Source organism: Streptomyces lonarensis, assembly GCF_012033735.1.
Taxonomy (GTDB): domain Bacteria; phylum Actinomycetota; class Actinomycetes; order Streptomycetales; family Streptomycetaceae; genus Streptomyces; species Streptomyces lonarensis.
Genome location: NZ_JAAVJD010000003.1, coordinates 1 through 16,724 on the forward strand (window position 1 = coordinate 1; position 16,724 = coordinate 16,724).

Here is a 16,724-nt window from a genome sequence, read left to right on the forward strand (position 1 = left end):
GGTCGCAGCCGGCGGGCCGTCACCGCGACGACGGCCGCCAGCAGGGCGAGGCCGAGCCAGACGACCCACGGTTCCGGCCAGGTACCCGGGGACGGCAGCCCGGGCGTCCGTCCTCCGTCGACACCGGAGACGACCACGGCCGCCACGCCCACCACGGCGGCGACGACCAGCAGGCGGCCGGCCACCCGGGCGGCGAGCTCCGCGTGCGGCGGGCGGCGGTCGCCCCGCACGGCCAGCCGTTCGGACGGCCTCGCCGGCCGGGCCAACCGCAGCAGCAGCAACAGGCCCAGCGGAATCTGGAGCGCCCACACGAAGGAACGGAACAGGCCGTCGAACCAGACGCTCGTGCCGTACAGCAGGGTGTGCCACACGCTGAGGACATAGACCACGATGATGAAGCGGTGCAGGGCCCGCCACATCCGGGCGCCCGTGGCGTGGCGCAGGTAGTACGCGAGGCTCAACGGGATCGCCAGGTAGAAGGCGAGCAGGCCGATCAGGATGGCGAGCCGCCCGGTCCCGGAGGGGTAGTAGCCGGGGACGAAACTCTCGGCGAACGCGGAGGCCACGCGGCCGACCCAGGTGGCGGAGTCGCCGTGGTTCGACCGGACGAACTCCAGGAAGAGCAAGAACGCGTGCAGGAACATCAGCGCGATGGTGGTGAGACTGGTGGTGCGGTGCAGCTTCTCCGTGCGCGCCGCGGTGAGCCGGCGCCACGGGGGCCGGGCCCCCGACCGGAGCAGGCCCAGCAGGACGGTGCCGTAGGCCCACAGCAGCGCCGACCAGCCGAACGCCTGGCAGAGCCAGTACATCCAGTGCCGCGGGTCGGCGAGGTGCGGCATCACCTCCACGGTCGAGGATGTGCCGTTCTCGATGCGTATCCAGAGCCACGCGAAGATCAGACCGGTGATCAGGAGTGCCAGACTCGCGTCCGGCACCGTCGCCCGCAGGTCCGCGCGGAGGCCGCCGCGGTCGAGGCGCGGCCGGCGCCGCCGTGGCGGCAAACCGGGCTCGGACCCGCCGTCCACCAGGTCGGGAACCACCGGGCCGGTCATCTGCCTCACACCCCATCGGGTCGCACGGATGCTGCGCTCCGCAGAAGATACGTGCTGAACCCGACCGGGATAAGAGGTGGAACGAGGATGTGCGCAGTCCCGGTCCGGTTCGCTCCGCTTCGGGGGAGCGTCCCGGGCGTCCCGTCGATCCGGGCGCCGCTGGTGCCGACTGCCGCACGACCGCACGACCGCTCATCCCTGGTCCGCGACGAAGGGTGCGTACCCGACCGGGACCTCGCTCACCTGAAGGTCAGAGAAGAGCAAGGTCAGCTGATGCGCGGTGAGTTCCAGGCGCACCTCGTGGAAGTCGATCCCGAGAGCCGTCGACCAGCGGCGGGCCGTCTCGGACTCGGGAAGGAGTACGGCTCCCGGGTAGAGGGCCTGCCACTTGACCCCCCATACGTATCCGTCGAGGTCGACGCCGGTTCCGTGATCGATGAGCCGGTCGTCCAGGGAGACCCGCCACGTCTCCGGCCGCACCGCCGTCCCGCACCGGGCCTCCACGCAGTACCGGAAGAGACAGCGCAGGTACGACGGTGCGACGCCGCTTCGGGGGTCGGCCGTCACGTGGACGATGACCTCGTAGTCGCGCATGTAGTCGGTGAACCCGTGGTGCACGACGGCGTGGTCGAAGGTCCCGTCGAGCATCTGCTCCAGTACGGCGGTGTCCATGCCGCCCTTCTACCTCACGGGCCGAGCACCCACCAGCGGGATTCGCGGATTGCGGGCGTCCGCTTCGCTCAGGGCCGCCCGGGCGACTCGCGGTCGGCGGCCCGGTGGCCGATGAGGTGGTCCTCCGGCAGCCCGAGGTCGCGGTTGAGCGCCACCCAGCCGAGCGGCTCACCTCGACGGCGCGGGAACTTCCGAGGAGCGACCGGAGCAGTGGCCGGCCGTGGAGCGTCTCGCGCCGCAGACCGGACGCCTCCGGTGAGTTCGTGATCGTCGAGGCGGCGGTGCACTCGGGGCACGCCGACGCCGTATCGTCGTGTCGGGCACGCGCCACACCGCCCGTCGGCGTGGTGCCCTCTGATCCGCACTTTCGACACCGCTTCGGCCCCGAACTCGGCCACTCCTACCGCACGCGGACACCGAGCGGGCGGACGGGCGGGCGCGGCCCGGGCGGGAGTCCAGCGAGGAGCCGTGGAGCGTGGTCCACGAGAGGCCGGCTGACGAGGCGACGTCTCCCGCCCGGCACGGGCGCGGTATCGCCGTTCTGTGTGAGGCCGCGTGCCGCTACCGTGCGGACGAGTTGCTGCCCGAGGATCTGCCGATGGCCGCTGCCGAGGCGCTGGCGGCCGGACTCGACACCCCCCGCCCTCTGCGACCTCGCGGGCCGGAGCCGCAGAACCGATCCGCGCGACATCCGCGAGCTCTTCGAGGAGACGCTGCGGGAAGCCGGAGTGGACCTCCCGCCGCTCCCGCAGGCCAGGCGGCACGCGCTGCGCCGGATGGCGGCCCGCGTCGCGGCGCGGGAGGTCGCGCCCGCGGCCCTCGCATCCGACGACTGGTGGGAGACCGAGACCGGGACTCCCGAGGAGGAGGCCCTGGTGGCGCTCCTCCCGTCGTGTGGTTGCTGCGCCGGCTACTCCATCGGGGCCGACGTACGCACGTGGGAGGTCGAGGTCCGCGCAGCGGCGCTCGCCCTCGCGCGGGCCACGCCGCCCCCTGCCGGGTGCTGACGGCCGCCACCCTCCCGCCACGGGGTACGGAGGTGACTGCCGGCGCACGGAAAGCCTGCCGCCGCCCGGCGGCGCGCCACCCGTGCACGACGCGGGGCGGTCGGTCTGCTCGACACTCCCGGCGGGCTGCCGAGGCCGCATCACCGCTCCGGCGCGACGCACCGCCCCTGGCCAGGCCCTTCGCCGCCTCCCGACCCCGGGCGCGCACTCCGCGATGGGAGCGGATGCCTCCCGGCCGGACCACGTCGCCCCGAGGCCGTCGGAAGCGCAGCGGCGCCGGCTGTCCCGCGTTCGACGGCGCCACTCCGCTCCCCGGTCCGGCCGCCCCCACCGGCGGAGCGCAACCGGACCGCCGCCGCGGTCCGCGCGGAGCCCGAAGGCGGTGGCCGGCGCCGCCTCACGCACCGGAGCGCGGTGCGGGGCTCTCGCGCGTCGCCGCCCAGGAGGCCAGCAGCCGCAGCCCCTCCTCTGCGGCCGAACCCGGCTCCGCCGCGAAGACGGTCAGGGTCAGGCCGGGTTCGGCGGCCATCTCCAGCCCCTCGTACGCCAGCACGAGTTCTCCGACGGCGGCGTGGTGGAACCGCTTGGTGCCGGTGCCGTGGTGGCGCACGTTGTGGGCGCCCCAACGGGTTCGGAAGGCGTCGCTGCGCGTGGAGAGCTCGCCGACGAGGTCGTGGAGGTCCTTGTCGTGGGGGTTGCGGCCCGCCTCCGTGCGGAGGATGGCGACGGTGATGTCGGCGGCCTGCTCCCACTCGGGGTAGAAGCGGCGGGCGGCAGGATCGAGGAAGGTGAAATGCGCCAGGTTGGCCTGGTTGCTGGGGGTGGCGTAGACGTCCGCGTAGAAGGCGCGGGCCAGCTGGTTGGCGGCGAGCAGGTCCATCCGCCCGTTCCGGACGAACGCGGGACCGCCCGTGACGGCGTCCAGGGTCCACTGGAGGCTCGGATGCGGTTTCCAGCGGTCGCCGCCCCGGCGTCGGCGCGGCCGGGTGAGCGCGTCGGAGCCGTCGGCGGCCTGGGCCAGCCGGAGCAGGTGGGCGCGTTCCGCGTCGTCGAGCCGGAGCGCTCGGGCGACGGCTTCGAGGACGGCCGGCGAGACGCCCGCCAGGTTGCCGCGTTCGAGCTTCGCGTAGTACTCGACGCTGACGTCGGCGAGGGCCGCCACCTCGCTGCGACGCAGGCCGGGGACGCGGCGCCGGGTGCCCGCGGGCAGTCCGGCCCGTTCGGGGCTGATCCTCGCACGGCGCGAGGTGAGGAACTCGCGGGTCTCTCGCTGGTTGTCCACCCTTCGACGGTACGCGCCGCCCCGCCCCGGAGGGATGTACTGCCGGTACACCCCTCGCCAGTGACTCGCTGAGCGCGCCGAGTGGGGGTTACCTGGACGAGGTGGTGCTTGACGCCGCGGCCGTGACTGCCGCGGCAGGCCCCGCCCTGTACCCGGCGGCGCTCCCGGACCCGCGGAGCCGCCGCCACCGGCGACGTAAGGAATCTCCCATGCGCGGCGCAGTCATCCACGCACCTCGAGACGTCCGCTTCGAGACGCTCGACGACCCCGGGATCGTCCATCCCACCGACGCCGTCATCCGCACGGCCGTGACCTGCGTCTGCGGCTCCGACCTGTGGCCCTACCGGGGTGCGGAACCGATCGGCGACCCCCACCCGATGGGCCACGAGTACGTGGGCTTCGTCGAGGAGGTCGGCAGCGAGGTCACCTCGCTCCGCCCCGGGCAGTTCGTCGTCGGGTCCTTCGCGACCTGCGACAACACCTGTGCCAACTGCCGCAACGGCTTCACCTCGAACTGCCTGCGGCGTGAGTTCATGTCGACCTGCCAGGCCGAGTACGTGCGCATCCCCAACGCCCAGGGCACCCTGGTGGCCACGGACGGGGTGCCCGACGAGCGGTACTGGCCGGGGCTGCTGGCGGTGTCGGACGTGATGGGCACGGGTTGGTGGGCCGCCGACGCCGCCGAGGTCCGCAGCGGCTCCACCGCCGTCGTCGTCGGTGACGGAGCGGTGGGCCTGTGCGGGGTGATCGCCGCGAAGGCGTTCGGCGCGGAGCGCATCATCGCCATGTCGCGCCACGAGACCCGCGCTCAGCTCGCACGGGAGTTCGGCGCGACGGACATCGTCGCAGAACGCGGCGAGGAGGGCGTCGCCCGGATCAAGGAGCTGACCGGCGGAATCGGGGCGGACAGCGTCCTGGAGTGCGTCGGCACCTCAGAAGCCATGCGGCAGGCGCTGCATTCCGCCCGCCCCGGCGGCAACGTCGGCTTCGTCGGGGTCCCCCACGACGTCGCGATCGACGGGCAGGAGCTGTTCTTCTCCCACGTCGGCCTGCGCGGCGGCCCGGCGCCCGTCCGCCGCTACCTGCCCGACCTGATCGAGCAGGTCCTCTCCGACCGGATCGACCCGGGCAAGGTCTTCGACCTCTCGCTGCCCCTGGATCAGGTCGCCGAGGGCTACCGGGCCATGGACGAGCGCCGCGCCATCAAGGCGCTCCTCAAGCCCTGACGACAGCCCCGAGCCACCGCACACCCGCAGACACCCGCACACCCGCACACCCGGGAGGACACGTGCAGATCACACGCAGCTCGATCGCGACCGTGCAAGGGCCGCCCGACCGGTTCACCGGCGACGTGTGGATCGACGCCGTCGCCGCCGCCCCGCCCCCGTCGCGCGTCACCGCCTCGCTGGTGCACTTCATGCCCGGCGCTCGCACCCACTGGCACCGCCACCCGCTGGGCCAGACGGTCTGGGTCACCGAGGGGGTGGGGCTGTGCGGGCGCCGCGGCGGACCGGTGGAGGTGATCCGGCCGGGCGACCGCGTGCTGTTCGAGGCCGGCGAGGAGCACTGGCACGGGGCGGCACCCGACCGGCTGATGTCGCACCTCGCGATCAACGAGGGGGACGACGACCACGACCTGGTCCGCTGGCTGGCACCCGTCACCGACGCGGAGTACGCGGCCCTCCCGCCGGACCGCTGACGCCCAGCCGGACCGCGGTCCGGACGCCGCGGTCCGACATCGCAGACCGAAGCCGCAGACCGAGACCGCCGAGGTGCCGCTCCGGTGCCCCGGCGCGCCCACTGAGCGTGTCGCCCCGAGCACGTCGATCCCCGAGGAGAACCACCATGACCACCTTCGCCCTCATCGGCGCCGGCCCCGGACTGGGCCTCGCCTCCGCGCGGCGCTTCGGCGCCGCGGGCCACCGGGTCGCGCTGGTGTCGCGCAACGCCCGGAACCAGGAACAGCTGGTGGCCGAGCTGGCCGGGGAGGGCATCGACGCCCGCGGGTTCACCGCGGACGTCCTCGACCCGGCCTCCCTCACCGCCGGGCTGGACGAGGCAGCGGCAGCCCTCGGGCCCGTCGAGATCCTCCAGTTCAGCCCGGTGCCCCGCGCCGACTTCATGAAGCCGGTCCTGGAAACGACCGCCGCCGACCTCGGTGCTCCGCTGGCCTTCTCCGTCCTGGGTCCGGTCACCTGCGTGCAGGCCGTGCTGCCCGGGATGCGGAAGCTGGGTCGGGGCACGCTGCTGTTCGTGAACGGCGGCAGCGCGGTACGTCCGAGTCCGGGCGTCGCCGGCACCTCCGTGGCGTTCGCCGGCGAGAGTGCCTATGCGGCGATGCTGCACGAGGCGCTCGCCGCCGAGAACATCCACGTGGCCCAGCTGATCGTGCCGGGTGCGATCCGGCCCGACGCCGAGCACTCCAGCCCCCGGGCACTCGCCGAGCGCCTGTACGCCCTCCATGCCGAGCGCGGGGACTTTCGCCACTACGCCGAGCCGATGCCCGGGTGACGGCCGCGGGGGGCGGCCCCCGGGCGCCCCCGCAGGAAGCCCCCGGGCGGGCAGCCGCACTCCCCCGGCCTGGCCGGACGGGATCGCCCCCACACCACCCCCAGCACCGCCCCGACGCCGCTCGCGCGCACCACCGCGCCGGGGCCCACACGCCTCGTCGCTGCCGCGCTCAGGCGCGGCAGCCGGCCACCGACGCCGCCCGCAGGTACCGCCTCCTCCCGTCACGAAAGCTGAGCACCGTGAACCCCGCCTACGACTTCACCGACCGGGTCGCCTTCGTCACCGGCGCCTCCTCCGGCATGGGCCTGGCGACCGCCAGGGCCTTCGCCGAGGCGGGCGCCGCCGTCGCCCTCGCCGACATCGACGCCCGCGCCGTCTCCGCCGCCGCCCGGGACCTCGGCGCCGCCGGCCACCGCGCCCTCGGAGTGCCCTGCGACGTCAGCGACGAGCAGCAGGTGGCCGCCGCCGTCGACAGCACGGTGGCCGCTTTCGGGCGGCTCGACATGGCCTACAACAACGCGGGCGTGATGGTGCCGCCCACCGACGCGGCCGAGGAGTCCGCCGAGCAGTTCGACCTCGTCCAAGCCGTCAACCTGCGCGGGGTCTGGGCGTCGATGAAGCACGAGCTGCGCCACATGCGGGCGCAGGGCGGTGGTGCCGTCGTGAACTGCTCCAGTCTCGGCGGGCTGGTCGGCAACCCCGGCCGTGCGGCGTACCACGCCTCCAAGCACGGCGTGCTCGGCCTGACCAGGAGCGCCGCCCTGGAGTACGGGGCGCGGGGAGTCCGGATCAACGTCGTCTGCCCCGGCACCATCAGCACCCCGATGGTCGACGCCATGGTCGCGCACGGTGAGCTGGATCTCGCCCGGGCCGAGGCGGGCCAGGCGATCGCGCGGCTCGGCTCGGTCGAGGAGGTGGCGGCCGCCGTCCTGTGGCTGTGCAGCCCCGGCGCGAGCTACGTCACCGGGGTCGCGCTCCCCGTCGACGGCGGTTACACCGCGCAGTAGCCGCCCGGGGGCGCCGGCCGCCCACCGGCGGCGGGGCGTACTCCGCGACTGGGGCCGTCAGAGCGGGCGGAACATCAAGTGCCGGCCGACCAGGCCGTGGTCCGGGTGGTCGAACGCCAGAGGCGCGGTGCCGACGACCGCGAACCCGAGGGAGGTCCACAGCCGCACGGCGGGCTCGTTGACCTCGACGACCGCGTTGAACTGGATGCCGCGGAAGCCCTGCCTGCGCGACCGGTCGACGACGTGCTCGCCGAGCCGGCGCCCGACGCCCCGGCCCCGATGGCGCGGGTCCACCAGGAACGACGCCGTGGCGATGTGGGAGCCGCGCCCCGGCTTGTTGGGGCCCATCTTCGCCGAACCCGTGATCACACCGTCCTCGACGGCGACCACCGTGCGGCCGGAGGCCGCTCCATCCACCACGGCCGCGCCTCGTCCGACGTCTGCCCTTCGGGGAAGGCACAGGTCCGCCCTTCGGCCATGATCTCGGAGGAGAACGGATAGATGCTCGGCCAGTCGTCGTCACCGGCTGTACGGATCTCCATGGGGCACACCCTGGGCAGGCCGTTGCCGGTTCGTCCTGCGGGTTTCGGTGGCGCGGGCCGGGCGGCGCTCGGGGGCGAGGTGGTGGCGGGACCGGCGGACCCGGGCGGGTGCACACCCGCCACAGCGGACAATGGCCGGGGACGTGCCGCGCTCCCGGCGGCCGCGACCGGACGTTTCCTCTGGAGGGTGCACGTGACCGAGACCGACGAGACCCGGCCCGAGAGCGGTGCCGAGCCGGCACCGGCGCGGCCGGCGGGAACGCGGCGGAGCCGTGTCCGGCTGCTGATGCGCTACGCCCCGCTTGTCGCCCCGGTCCTCCTCTGGGCCGTGCCGTGCGTGGTCCTCCTGCACACGGGGCAGGGCTGGCCGCTCGCGGTGACGCTGCTCGGCACGGCGCTGTTCGTCGCCGGCCTGGTGGGCATGCCGATCGCGATGGTCCGTGGACACGGCCGACGCCAGCAGGACCGGGCGGCGATCGTCGGTGCCACCCTGCTCGGTGGCATCTGGGTGCTGTTCACCTGGTCCGTCCTGCTCACCCTGCTGCTCCGCCCGCTGCTGGCCGTCGCGGGCGTGGGCGACGGCCAGGACCGGGCGCGCATCGTCACCTGGGCGGCGCTCGCCGCGGCGGGCGGGCTGCTCGTCTGGGGCTTCGTCGAGGCCCGCCGCGTGCCGCGCGTGCGACGCGTCGAGGTCCCGCTCGCGCGTCTCGGCGCCGGACTGGACGGGACCCGGGTCGTCCTGATCACCGACACCCACTACGGGCCGCTGGACCGCGCCCGCTGGTCGGAGCGTGTCTGCGAGAAGGTGAACAGTCTGGAGGCGGACCTGGTCTGCCACACCGGCGACATCGCGGACGGGACCGCCGAGCGGCGCCGGGCGCAGGCCCTCCCATTGGGCACGGTGCGGGCGACCCGGGCCCGTGTCTACGTCACCGGCAACCACGAGTACTACAGCGAGGCGCAGGGCTGGGTCGACCTCATGGCCGAGCTGGGCTGGGAGCCGCTGCGCAACCGCCACCTGCTGCTGGAGCGGGGCGGGGACACCCTCGTCGTCGCGGGCGTCGACGACGTCACGGCCGAGTCGTCCGGGCTGGACGGCCACCGTGCCCACCTCGCGGGGGCCCTCAGCGGCACCGACCCCGAGCACCCCGTACTCCTTCTCGCCCACCAGCCGACGTTCGTCGACCGCGCGGCAGCCGGCGGTGTCGACCTGCAGCTCTCGGGCCACACCCACGGCGGCCAGATCTGGCCCTTCCACTACCTGGTGCGTCTCGACCAGCCGGCCGTCGCGGGGCTCAGCCGGCACGGCGCCCGCACACAGCTGTACACCAGCCGCGGCACCGGCTTCTGGGGCCCGCCGTTCCGGGTTTTCGCGCCCAGCGAGATCACCCTCCTCGTCCTGCGTGCAACGGGGTGAGGGCGGGGCGGTCGCGGGTGTGCGCCTGCGACCGCATTCCGCCGCGCCGGGCGGTGCAGTCCGGGCCGGGTGGCGCCTCGGAGCGCCCGCGGCCGGGCTGCCGCGTGCTCCGGCCCCGTCAGTCCCGCGGCAGCAGCGAACCGAGAGGCCCGAGATCGAGGTTGAGGTCCTCCGGACGCAGGCCGAAGGTGTCGCGGAGTTCGCCCATCCGCCGGTCGAGCATCATCAGCGTGGTCCCGATGCGGTCGACCTGCTCCGCGGTCAGTTCCCCCGCGTCGACCCGGCGCAGCGCCTGGCGTTCCATCAGTTGCCGCAGCAGTTCGACCACGGTGAGCACGAGGGCGACGAGGTCCCTCCCCACCGTGTCGCCGTCCAGGTCCATCCTGCGGTCGGCGACGGGGCCGGTCACCAGGGGCCCCCGTCGGCCCAGGGGGCCGGGAGCCGGTCGCTGACCGAGGACAGCAGAGCGTGCAGCGACAGGCGGACGAGCGGCACCTCGGCGATGGCGATGACCACGTCGCCGCTGATCACCACGCCGGTGGCCATCACACGGTCGAGCAGGTCGACCAGCGGCACTCCGATCGGTCCGTAGGGGCCGGACGCGCCCTGCCAGGGCGCGGGGTCAGCGGACACCATCGGGGACCTCCTCGTCGAGCCGGGCGAAGGAGTAGGGGACCCAGGGCCCCGTCAGTTCGACCGTGGCGCGTTCGGCGATTCCGCGGTCCAGGGCCAGGACGTGGACCGCGGACCGCAGGCGGGCCTCGGCCGCGTGGTCGACCAGCAGCGCGGCGTTGAGGAGTTGGCGGACCCCGCCCGACGGCGGTAGCTCCTGCGGGCGGAGGCGGCGGGCGGCGACCGCTGCGCGACGGACCACGGCGAGGACGCGCTCGGCGGCTCGCAGCTCGGCCTCCTGGCGCTCCTCGCGGGCCTGCCGGCGGCCGCGCAGGCGGTCGAGGTAGGCGTGGCCGTCGACGGGCTGCATCTCCGCGCTGCCGGTGGCGGGGGTGGTCTCCGAGGGGCGAGGGCCCGCGACCGAGGTGACCTTGATCCCCCACTCGGCCCGGCCGCTCAGCTCGGCCAGCAGACGGCTCAGCTGCTCCCTCCTGTCGTGGACGGCTGCCATCGCCCGGTCGTCGTCGAGGTAGAGCGTGGCGAGCGGAAGAGGCACCACCGCGCCGGAGAGGGCGGCGGCGGTGATGACGCCGTGGTGGGCGCGGACGCACCGCTCCAGCTCGGCGGGGTCCTGCAACCGGTCGGCGAGGGCGTCACCGGCGAAGGCGGCCGCGGGGACGCTCTGGACGACGACCGACAGGTCGCCGACGGTGAGCGTCCGGGGGCGCCCGCCGCCGGGGTGGCCGCGGAGGCCGGACGGGAGCGGCCCCGGCTCGCTCCCCGCGGCACGTACCGCGAAGGCGCAGGTGGCGAACTCCGTTGTGTCGTCGAGCGGATGACTGGCGGCGACGCTCATGCGGACTCGGGCTCCTCGGCACGCGTGGGTGAGTGGTCGGCCGACTCCAACTCGTTCAGTCGGTCCCGCAGCCGTTGGTTCTCCTCGTGCAGCGCGTCCCGGGCGGCCCGGGACGACAGGGCGGGCTCGGTCTCCCACCAGTCGATCCCCGCCTTGCGAGCGGTGTCGACCGACGAGATGAACAGCCGGACCCGGATCGTGAGCAGTTCGATGTCCAGCAGGTCGATCTTGATGTCGCCCGCGATGACGATGCCCTTGTCGAGGACCCTTTCGAGGATGTCGGCGAGGTTCGCGGTCCGCGGAGGGTAGGGCTCCAGCGGCTCGTGCGATTCCAGCGGTTGCGGGGTGTTGCGGCTCATCGCCGGCTCCGTCTCGTCACGGTTCCTCGTCCTCGTCCTCGGCGTCGTCGCCCTCGGCGTCCAGTTCCTCGTCCTCGTCCGGGTCGTCGAGATCGCCGAAGGGTTCCTCGTCCTCGTCCTCGATGTCGTCGAGGGCTTCGTCGTCCAGGCCGTCCCCGTCGTCGTCCGCGTCGTCCGGCTCGTCCGGCTCGTAGCGGTTCTCCGCTGCGGCGGTGCCCCCGACCGCCACCGGCTCGCGGCCGGGGACCACAGCGCCGCCGCTCACGGCGGGCCACCTTCCTCGGGCTGTTCGGCCGGCGGGGGTGCTGCGACGGCGTGGTCCGGGTCCTGCCGCTGCTGGAGCAGCAGGAGCAGCTCCTCCTCCTGCTCCTCGAAGGCCTCTTCGCCGATGTCGCCTTCTTCGAGCGCCCGGTGGAGGTCGCGCAGCCGGGCCATCAGCGGTGCCGGGTCGTGGAGTTCCTCCTCGGCCGCCTGCGCCACCCGCTCGGCCAGCCAGCCGGCCGCCCGGACGGGGGCCAGCGGAAGCAGCAGCACGCCGGTGAGCAGGCCCATCGGCTCACGACCGCCCTTCGGAGGTGGCAGCGGCGGGAGCCGCCCGGCGGGGCCGCGGGCGAGCACGGCCTGCCGGCGGGCGGCGGGGCTCGGTGAAGCTGAAGCACGGGAGCGGGCCGGAGACCCGCAGCTCCGTCCGGCCGGCGTGTTCGGCCGCTGCCCGCTCGACGGCATCGCGGAACCGGCTCTCGTTCTCCCGTGGCAGCAGGAAGGACAGGTTGAGGGCGCAGCCCTCAACGGTCGGCCCCGGGGCGGACGCCTCGGTCAGCCCGCGCACCTGCTGCACCGTGCGGGTTGCGGCTCGTGTCGCGCGGCGCGTCAGGCTCTCGGCGACGGCTTGACCGAGCCGCACGCTGTTCTCGTAGCCGGGCCGCGTCCTGGACTCGTGGTGGAGGCGGCGCAGATGCGCGTCCTGCCGCAGCAGTTCCGCCAGGTCTCCCTCGACGACGAGCGCCTTGAGGTTCATCTCCACCCTGCCGTCGAGCCGTTCGAGAGTGCGGAGCTTCTCGTCGGGCGCGTCGGCCAGTTGGCGGCGCAGCGTCTCCTCGTCGGGGGCGACGGATCCGAACCGCATCGGGAGGACCGGGCCCTCCCGGGACAGCGTCAGCAGCGTCCGCTGGTGGGCGAGCAGGTCCCGCCGGCGTGCCAGGAGGCCTGCGGGGGCACCGCTGACGACGGCAGAGAGCGGGCCGACGTCCAGCAGCCGCAGCCGCTCGGGCGGGGCACCGATCCCGGTGGCCGGCCGCGGCAGCCGATGGCCGGCGCGGACGATTCCGTAGGTGTAGACCTGCTGTGTCACAACGCAGCCTCATTCAGTCGGAGCCCGGTAGGGCGCTCTTGACCTTGTCCCTGGCGCCGCCCGCTGCCTTCTTGGCACCGGTGGCGGCCTTCTTCGCCTTCCGCTCACCGGACTCGACGGCCTTCTTGGCCCCCTGCTCCCCCGCCTTGCGGACCATCCCCCCGCCGCCACCACCGAAGAGTTCGGGCACGGTCCGGCTGCGGGTGTCCGCTTCCAGGTCGAGCCGGTTGCAGGCCTCGGCGAACCGCAGGTAGGTGTCGACGCTGGCGATCACGATGCGTATGTCGACCTTGAGGATCTCGATCCCGACCAGCGAGACCCGCAGGAACACGTCGATGACCATGCCCCGGTCGAGGATGATGTCGATGACGTCGTAGAGGGTTCCGGTGCGCGGGACGGGCGTGATGTTGTCCCGGTAGGTGGTCGTGGTGGTGGTCATGGTGGTCTCCTTCGCTCTCCCGCCCCCGTGTGGCATGCCGTTCAGTCGTCGGTCGCGCAGCGCCGGTACCGACGCACGCGCTCGTACTGGAGCAACCGACCCTCGTGGTCGAGATCGACCTCGTAGGTCGCCATGAGGCTGGTGGTGTCCGGGATGCGGGCCACCTCGACGACGTCGACGCGCACGCGCCAGCCGTCCTCGGTGGGGCTGACCGCCGAGACGCCGTCGACCGGGTGTCCCGTGAGCGCCGTCAGGCGCCGCCCGGCACGCCGCGCGGCCCCCACCGGCCCCTTCACCGGGCTGGGGCTTCTTCTGCGGGTCTGTTCTGCCATGCCCTCATGACGACACGGCCGGACGCGGCGCGCACCCGATGATGAGCCGTCCGGTGCCCCGGGGGTGGCCGATCGGGTGCCGCTCGCCCGGTCGTTGGCCCGACCGGAGCAAGGGGCTCCGGGGGGGGGCGACCCGCCGCAGCCGGGCGTCGTCGAGGCGTCGCGGGCCGCGCGGCGGCGAGCAGCCTCGGTGGAGGGCCGGCCGGCACGGCGGGACCAGCCCGGCACCCCGGTGCCCCCGCGCCGAACGAGCCGCCCTCACCGGCGAAGCGCCGGGCCGGCCGGCCGACCTCGGCCGGAACGTCCGCTGCGGAGTCGGCGAGCGGGCCGTTCATGGCGCACGGGCAGGGCCCCCGCCCGGTTCAGCTCCACCGCGACGGTCCGGAGGCTGTCGATGCGGGTGGGGACGGCGATACGCGGCGGCCCCCTGCGGTGGCCGCCCCCGGGACCGTCCCCGCGTCGATGTCGGCGGCGCAGGTATGGCCGGATCAGACCCGGCGGGCAGCCGCGAGCACGAACGGGACGAGCAGCGCGTTGACCACGCAGCCGGGTCGGCCGGCGCATCGGATCGCCTCCCTGCCGAGCCTCCCGGTGACGAGGACGGTGACCCGGGCGGCCGGTGCCTCCGGGCTGCAGTGCAGAAACACATGGAGCCCCATCGGTTCACTGCCGAGGCTGCCGTGGGCAAGGCGCTTCGCGCCGTCGGTGCCGGGCGGGTCGGCACGGACAGGACGGCATGAAGAAGGGCGCCGCCCTGGGCGACGCCGAGCTCCTCGCCGCGACGCTGCCGCAGCAGCGTCCGCGAGCTCCGGCCGGCCATCAGGCAACGGGCCGCCCGCCCGGGCCCCGGCCGTGGCGCACCGGTTCGCGGCGACCCGCCCCACGGCCGACGTGCGGCAGGCCGTGCCCGCGCCGCTGCTCGACCTGCGGCGCCCGGTGGGTAGCCTGGGCGCGCACCGGGGGTGCGGACGCGTCCGGGCGGTGGACAACCGCGCCGGACCCTCCCGCGCCCCGCACCGGAAGCCGGTGTTCCGAACGGAGAGGCAAGAATGCGGCCCATCATCCCCGACTACCTGGCCGAAGTACTGGGACATGTGGAGCCGGACTCCTCCGGGGAGCCCGCGGCCTACATCCCCGAGTTGGCGGCGGCCGACCCCGAGCGGCTGGCTGCCGCCTTCGCCACCGTCGACGGGCAGGTCCACGGCGCCGGTGACGTGGACGTCCCGTTCACCGTCCAGTCGATCTCCAAGCCGTTCGCCTACGCGCTGGCTCTCGCCGACCGCGGCTTCGATCCGGTCCTCGCCAAGGTCGGGGTCGAGCCCTCGGGGGAAGCCTTCAACGAGATCTCCCTCGAGAGCGGCACGGGTCGCCCGCTCAACCCCATGATCAACGCCGGCGCCATCACCGTGCACTCCCTGACCGGCCCGGCGGACTGCGATCCCGCGGACCGGGTGGAACGCGTCCTCCACGGCCTCTCGGCCTTCGCCGGCCGCCGGCTGGCGGTGGACGAGGAGGTGTACGCGTCGGAGATGGCGAACGCCCACCGCAACCTGGCGATCGCCCACATGCTGCGCAGCCACGACATCCTCACCGAGGACGCGAGGACCGTCGTGGAGGGCTACACCCGGCAGTGCGCCGTGCTCGTCACCACGCGGGACCTGGCCCTGATGGCGGCGACCCTGGCCAACCGCGGCGTCAACCCGCTCTCGGGCGAGAAGGTCGTGTCGGAGACGGTGGTCCGCCAGGTCCTCAGCGTGATGTTCAGCTGCGGGATGTACGACGCCGCCGGCGACTGGGCCACCCAGGTCGGCATCCCCGCGAAGAGCGGGGTGGCCGGCGGGCTCATCGGCACCCTTCCCGGACGCATCGGCATCGCCACCTTCTCACCGCGGCTGGACCGCCACGGCAACAGCGTGCGCGGCGTGTCCTTGTTCGAACGGTTCTCCTCGGACATGGGTCTCCATGTGATGGAGGTGCCGTCGGCCGGGCAGGCCGTCGTACGGTCCAACCACGTCGTCGGCAGCGGAACCGGCGCGCTGCGCGTCCTGGAGCTCCAGGGCGGGATCGACTTCGCCGGAGCCGAGCGTGTGGTCCGCGAAACCCTGGAGACCGCGCCCCGGGAACCTCAGGTGGCCGTCGACCTGACCCGGGTCCACGCGATCGACGACGTGGCACGCCGGATGGTGCTGGAAGTCGCCCGCCGACTGACCCTGGACGGCCAGGACGTCTACCTCGTCGACCCGGAGACGATCCTCCCCGATCCCGACCCCGGGGACGGCGGCCGCGTCACCGTCGTCCGCACGGTGGAGCAGGCGATGGCCGCCGGCGCGTGAGCGGCGGCGGGACGGGCCGGCCGGCTCCGGCCCGGTCGGCCTGCACGGCCCCACACCCGAGCTCCCCCGGGCCGTCGCACGGCGCCTGCGTGCGCTGCCCGGTGGGGCGGGGCCCGGCGCGGCCGCCCTCATCTCCCCGGCCCCGGCAGGTGACCTGCCGCCTTTACCGGTCAGCAGCCCAACTCGCCCGGGATACGGGCCGATTCCCCCCTTCCGGCGAATCGCCCGCTGTGACCGGGTAGCACCGGGTCGCACGGGCATTGTTCGCTCGGGCCGGACACCGTTCGGCCGTGCGGGGCGGGCCGCCGGGGCATACCGGCAACCGTGCCGCGGGAAACGGTCACAGGAGAGGTGACTGAATCATGCGTGCAGAGGCCACCCAGAGGGTCGCGCTCGTCTTCTCGCTGCTGGACGCCAACGGGAACGGCGTGCTCGAAGCCGACGACTTCACGCTCATGGGCGACCGCGTCGTCGCCGCCGCGTCGGCCTCCTCGGACGAGGCGAAGAACGCGATGCGAGCCGCCTTCGAGCAGTACTGGACCACGCTGGCCGACGAGTTGGACAGCGACGGGGACCAGTTGATCACCTTCGAGGAGTACAGCGCCTGTGTGCTGTCCCCCGAACGGTTCGACGCGACCGTCACCGCCTTCGCCGAGGCCCTCGCGGCACTCGGCGACCCGGACGGCGACGGCCTCATCGAACGCCCGCTCTTCGTAGACCTCATGACCGCGATCGGCTTCCGACCCGCCAATGTCCACGCCCTCTTCGACGCCTATGAACCGACGTCGGAGGACAGGGTGGCGGTGCCCACCTGGGCCGAGGGGATCAAGGACTACTACGCGCCCGAGAAGGCCGGCACCACCGGGGACCTCCTGGTGCCCGCCGCATCGGCCTGACGGCGGGGCGTTTCGCGAGCGCGTCGTCCGAGGAGGCCGGCGCGGCGGCGACGACG

21 protein-coding genes and 1 pseudogene are annotated in these 16,724 nt (G+C 74.0%); 8 read left to right on the forward strand and 14 right to left on the reverse strand.

All coding sequences use genetic code 11. The features are described from left to right. Both HCN56_RS00820 and HCN56_RS00825 read right to left on the reverse strand, forming a co-directional pair. A partial coding sequence (locus HCN56_RS00820) for a ferric reductase-like transmembrane domain-containing protein (protein WP_167967460.1) occupies window positions 1-1,052 on the reverse strand: 1,052 nt, incomplete at its 3' end. A 192-nt stretch (window positions 1,053-1,244) separates the two neighbouring features. Further along, a complete protein-coding gene (locus HCN56_RS00825) occupies window positions 1,245-1,724 on the reverse strand; it encodes a YxiG-like protein (RefSeq protein WP_167967461.1) in 480 nt (159 codons plus the stop codon). A gap of 728 nt (window positions 1,725-2,452) precedes the next feature. Here HCN56_RS00825 and HCN56_RS25700 point away from each other — a divergent pair. Beyond that, on the forward strand, window positions 2,453-2,731 hold the full coding sequence (locus HCN56_RS25700; protein ID WP_209312205.1) for a hypothetical protein: 279 nt from the start codon (window positions 2,453-2,455) through the stop codon (window positions 2,729-2,731). 397 nt (window positions 2,732-3,128) lie between these two features. Here HCN56_RS25700 and HCN56_RS00835 read toward each other — a convergent pair whose 3' ends face one another. After that, window positions 3,129-4,013: a helix-turn-helix transcriptional regulator gene (locus HCN56_RS00835; RefSeq protein ID WP_167967462.1), complete on the reverse strand. Its 885-nt coding sequence runs from the start codon at window positions 4,011-4,013 to the stop codon at window positions 3,129-3,131. A gap of 209 nt (window positions 4,014-4,222) precedes the next feature. On the opposite strand from HCN56_RS00835, the gene HCN56_RS00840 reads away from it, so the two are divergent. From HCN56_RS00840 to HCN56_RS00855, 4 genes are all read left to right on the forward strand, one after another. Then, entirely contained in the window at window positions 4,223-5,239 is a 1,017-nt protein-coding gene (locus HCN56_RS00840) for a zinc-dependent alcohol dehydrogenase family protein (protein WP_167967463.1), read from the forward strand. 62 nt (window positions 5,240-5,301) lie between these two features. Further along, complete coding sequence (locus tag HCN56_RS00845; RefSeq protein ID WP_167967464.1) at window positions 5,302-5,712, forward strand: (R)-mandelonitrile lyase; 411 nt, start codon at window positions 5,302-5,304, stop codon at window positions 5,710-5,712. 146 nt (window positions 5,713-5,858) lie between these two features. Continuing rightward, complete coding sequence (locus HCN56_RS00850; protein ID WP_167967465.1) at window positions 5,859-6,524, forward strand: SDR family NAD(P)-dependent oxidoreductase; 666 nt, start codon at window positions 5,859-5,861, stop codon at window positions 6,522-6,524. 239 nt (window positions 6,525-6,763) lie between these two features. Continuing rightward, a complete protein-coding gene (locus tag HCN56_RS00855) occupies window positions 6,764-7,531 on the forward strand; it encodes an SDR family NAD(P)-dependent oxidoreductase (RefSeq protein ID WP_167967466.1) in 768 nt (255 codons plus the stop codon). Between the two features lie 57 nt (window positions 7,532-7,588). On the opposite strand, the pseudogene HCN56_RS00860 reads toward HCN56_RS00855, so the two are convergent. Beyond that, window positions 7,589-8,073: pseudogene (locus HCN56_RS00860) on the reverse strand (GNAT family N-acetyltransferase). A 193-nt stretch (window positions 8,074-8,266) separates the two neighbouring features. Here HCN56_RS00860 and HCN56_RS00865 point away from each other — a divergent pair. Continuing rightward, window positions 8,267-9,490, forward strand: coding sequence for a metallophosphoesterase (locus HCN56_RS00865; protein WP_312870977.1), 1,224 nt, complete (start codon window positions 8,267-8,269; stop codon window positions 9,488-9,490). Window positions 9,491-9,608: 118 nt separating this feature from the next. Here the strand turns inward: HCN56_RS00865 and HCN56_RS00870 are convergent, their stop codons facing one another. The 10 genes from HCN56_RS00870 to HCN56_RS00915 all read right to left on the reverse strand — a co-directional run bounded on the left by HCN56_RS00870 (window position 9,609) and on the right by HCN56_RS00915 (window position 14,098). Beyond that, complete coding sequence (locus HCN56_RS00870; protein ID WP_167967510.1) at window positions 9,609-9,872, reverse strand: gas vesicle protein K; 264 nt, start codon at window positions 9,870-9,872, stop codon at window positions 9,609-9,611. A gap of 23 nt (window positions 9,873-9,895) precedes the next feature. Then, entirely contained in the window at window positions 9,896-10,126 is a 231-nt protein-coding gene (locus HCN56_RS00875; protein ID WP_167967467.1) for a gas vesicle protein, read from the reverse strand. Beyond that, window positions 10,113-10,958, reverse strand: coding sequence for a GvpL/GvpF family gas vesicle protein (locus HCN56_RS00880; RefSeq protein ID WP_167967468.1), 846 nt, complete (start codon window positions 10,956-10,958; stop codon window positions 10,113-10,115). The genes HCN56_RS00875 and HCN56_RS00880 overlap by 14 nt, the downstream gene beginning before the upstream one ends. Further along, window positions 10,955-11,317, reverse strand: coding sequence for a gas vesicle protein (locus HCN56_RS00885; RefSeq protein ID WP_167967469.1), 363 nt, complete (start codon window positions 11,315-11,317; stop codon window positions 10,955-10,957). Before HCN56_RS00885 ends, HCN56_RS00880 begins: the two co-directional genes overlap by 4 nt. A 16-nt stretch (window positions 11,318-11,333) precedes the next feature. Next, window positions 11,334-11,582 carry a hypothetical protein gene (locus tag HCN56_RS00890; protein ID WP_167967470.1) on the reverse strand — a complete coding sequence of 83 codons (249 nt, stop codon included), beginning with the start codon at window positions 11,580-11,582 and terminating at the stop codon, window positions 11,334-11,336. Next, complete coding sequence (locus HCN56_RS00895) at window positions 11,579-11,869, reverse strand: gas vesicle protein GvpG (RefSeq protein ID WP_167967471.1); 291 nt, start codon at window positions 11,867-11,869, stop codon at window positions 11,579-11,581. The genes HCN56_RS00890 and HCN56_RS00895 overlap by 4 nt, the downstream gene beginning before the upstream one ends. 4 nt (window positions 11,870-11,873) lie before the next feature. After that, complete coding sequence (locus HCN56_RS00900) at window positions 11,874-12,668, reverse strand: GvpL/GvpF family gas vesicle protein (RefSeq protein ID WP_167967472.1); 795 nt, start codon at window positions 12,666-12,668, stop codon at window positions 11,874-11,876. A 13-nt stretch (window positions 12,669-12,681) separates the two neighbouring features. After that, window positions 12,682-13,107 (reverse strand): gas vesicle protein GvpJ, encoded by a 426-nt coding sequence (gene gvpJ / locus HCN56_RS00905; protein WP_167967473.1) that lies wholly within the window; start codon window positions 13,105-13,107, stop codon window positions 12,682-12,684. 41 nt (window positions 13,108-13,148) lie between these two features. Then, window positions 13,149-13,439, reverse strand: coding sequence for a gas vesicle protein GvpO (locus HCN56_RS00910; protein ID WP_167967474.1), 291 nt, complete (start codon window positions 13,437-13,439; stop codon window positions 13,149-13,151). Between the two features lie 488 nt (window positions 13,440-13,927). Further along, window positions 13,928-14,098: a hypothetical protein gene (locus HCN56_RS00915; RefSeq protein WP_167967475.1), complete on the reverse strand. Its 171-nt coding sequence runs from the start codon at window positions 14,096-14,098 to the stop codon at window positions 13,928-13,930. Window positions 14,099-14,488: 390 nt separating this feature from the next. Here HCN56_RS00915 and HCN56_RS00920 point away from each other — a divergent pair, with 390 nt between their 5' ends. Together HCN56_RS00920 and HCN56_RS00925 are read left to right on the forward strand one after the other, a co-directional pair. Beyond that, complete coding sequence (locus HCN56_RS00920; protein ID WP_167967476.1) at window positions 14,489-15,772, forward strand: glutaminase; 1,284 nt, start codon at window positions 14,489-14,491, stop codon at window positions 15,770-15,772. Window positions 15,773-16,134: 362 nt separating this feature from the next. Continuing rightward, window positions 16,135-16,668 carry an EF-hand domain-containing protein gene (locus tag HCN56_RS00925; protein WP_167967477.1) on the forward strand — a complete coding sequence of 178 codons (534 nt, stop codon included), beginning with the start codon at window positions 16,135-16,137 and terminating at the stop codon, window positions 16,666-16,668. Window positions 16,669-16,724 lie beyond the last annotated feature (56 nt).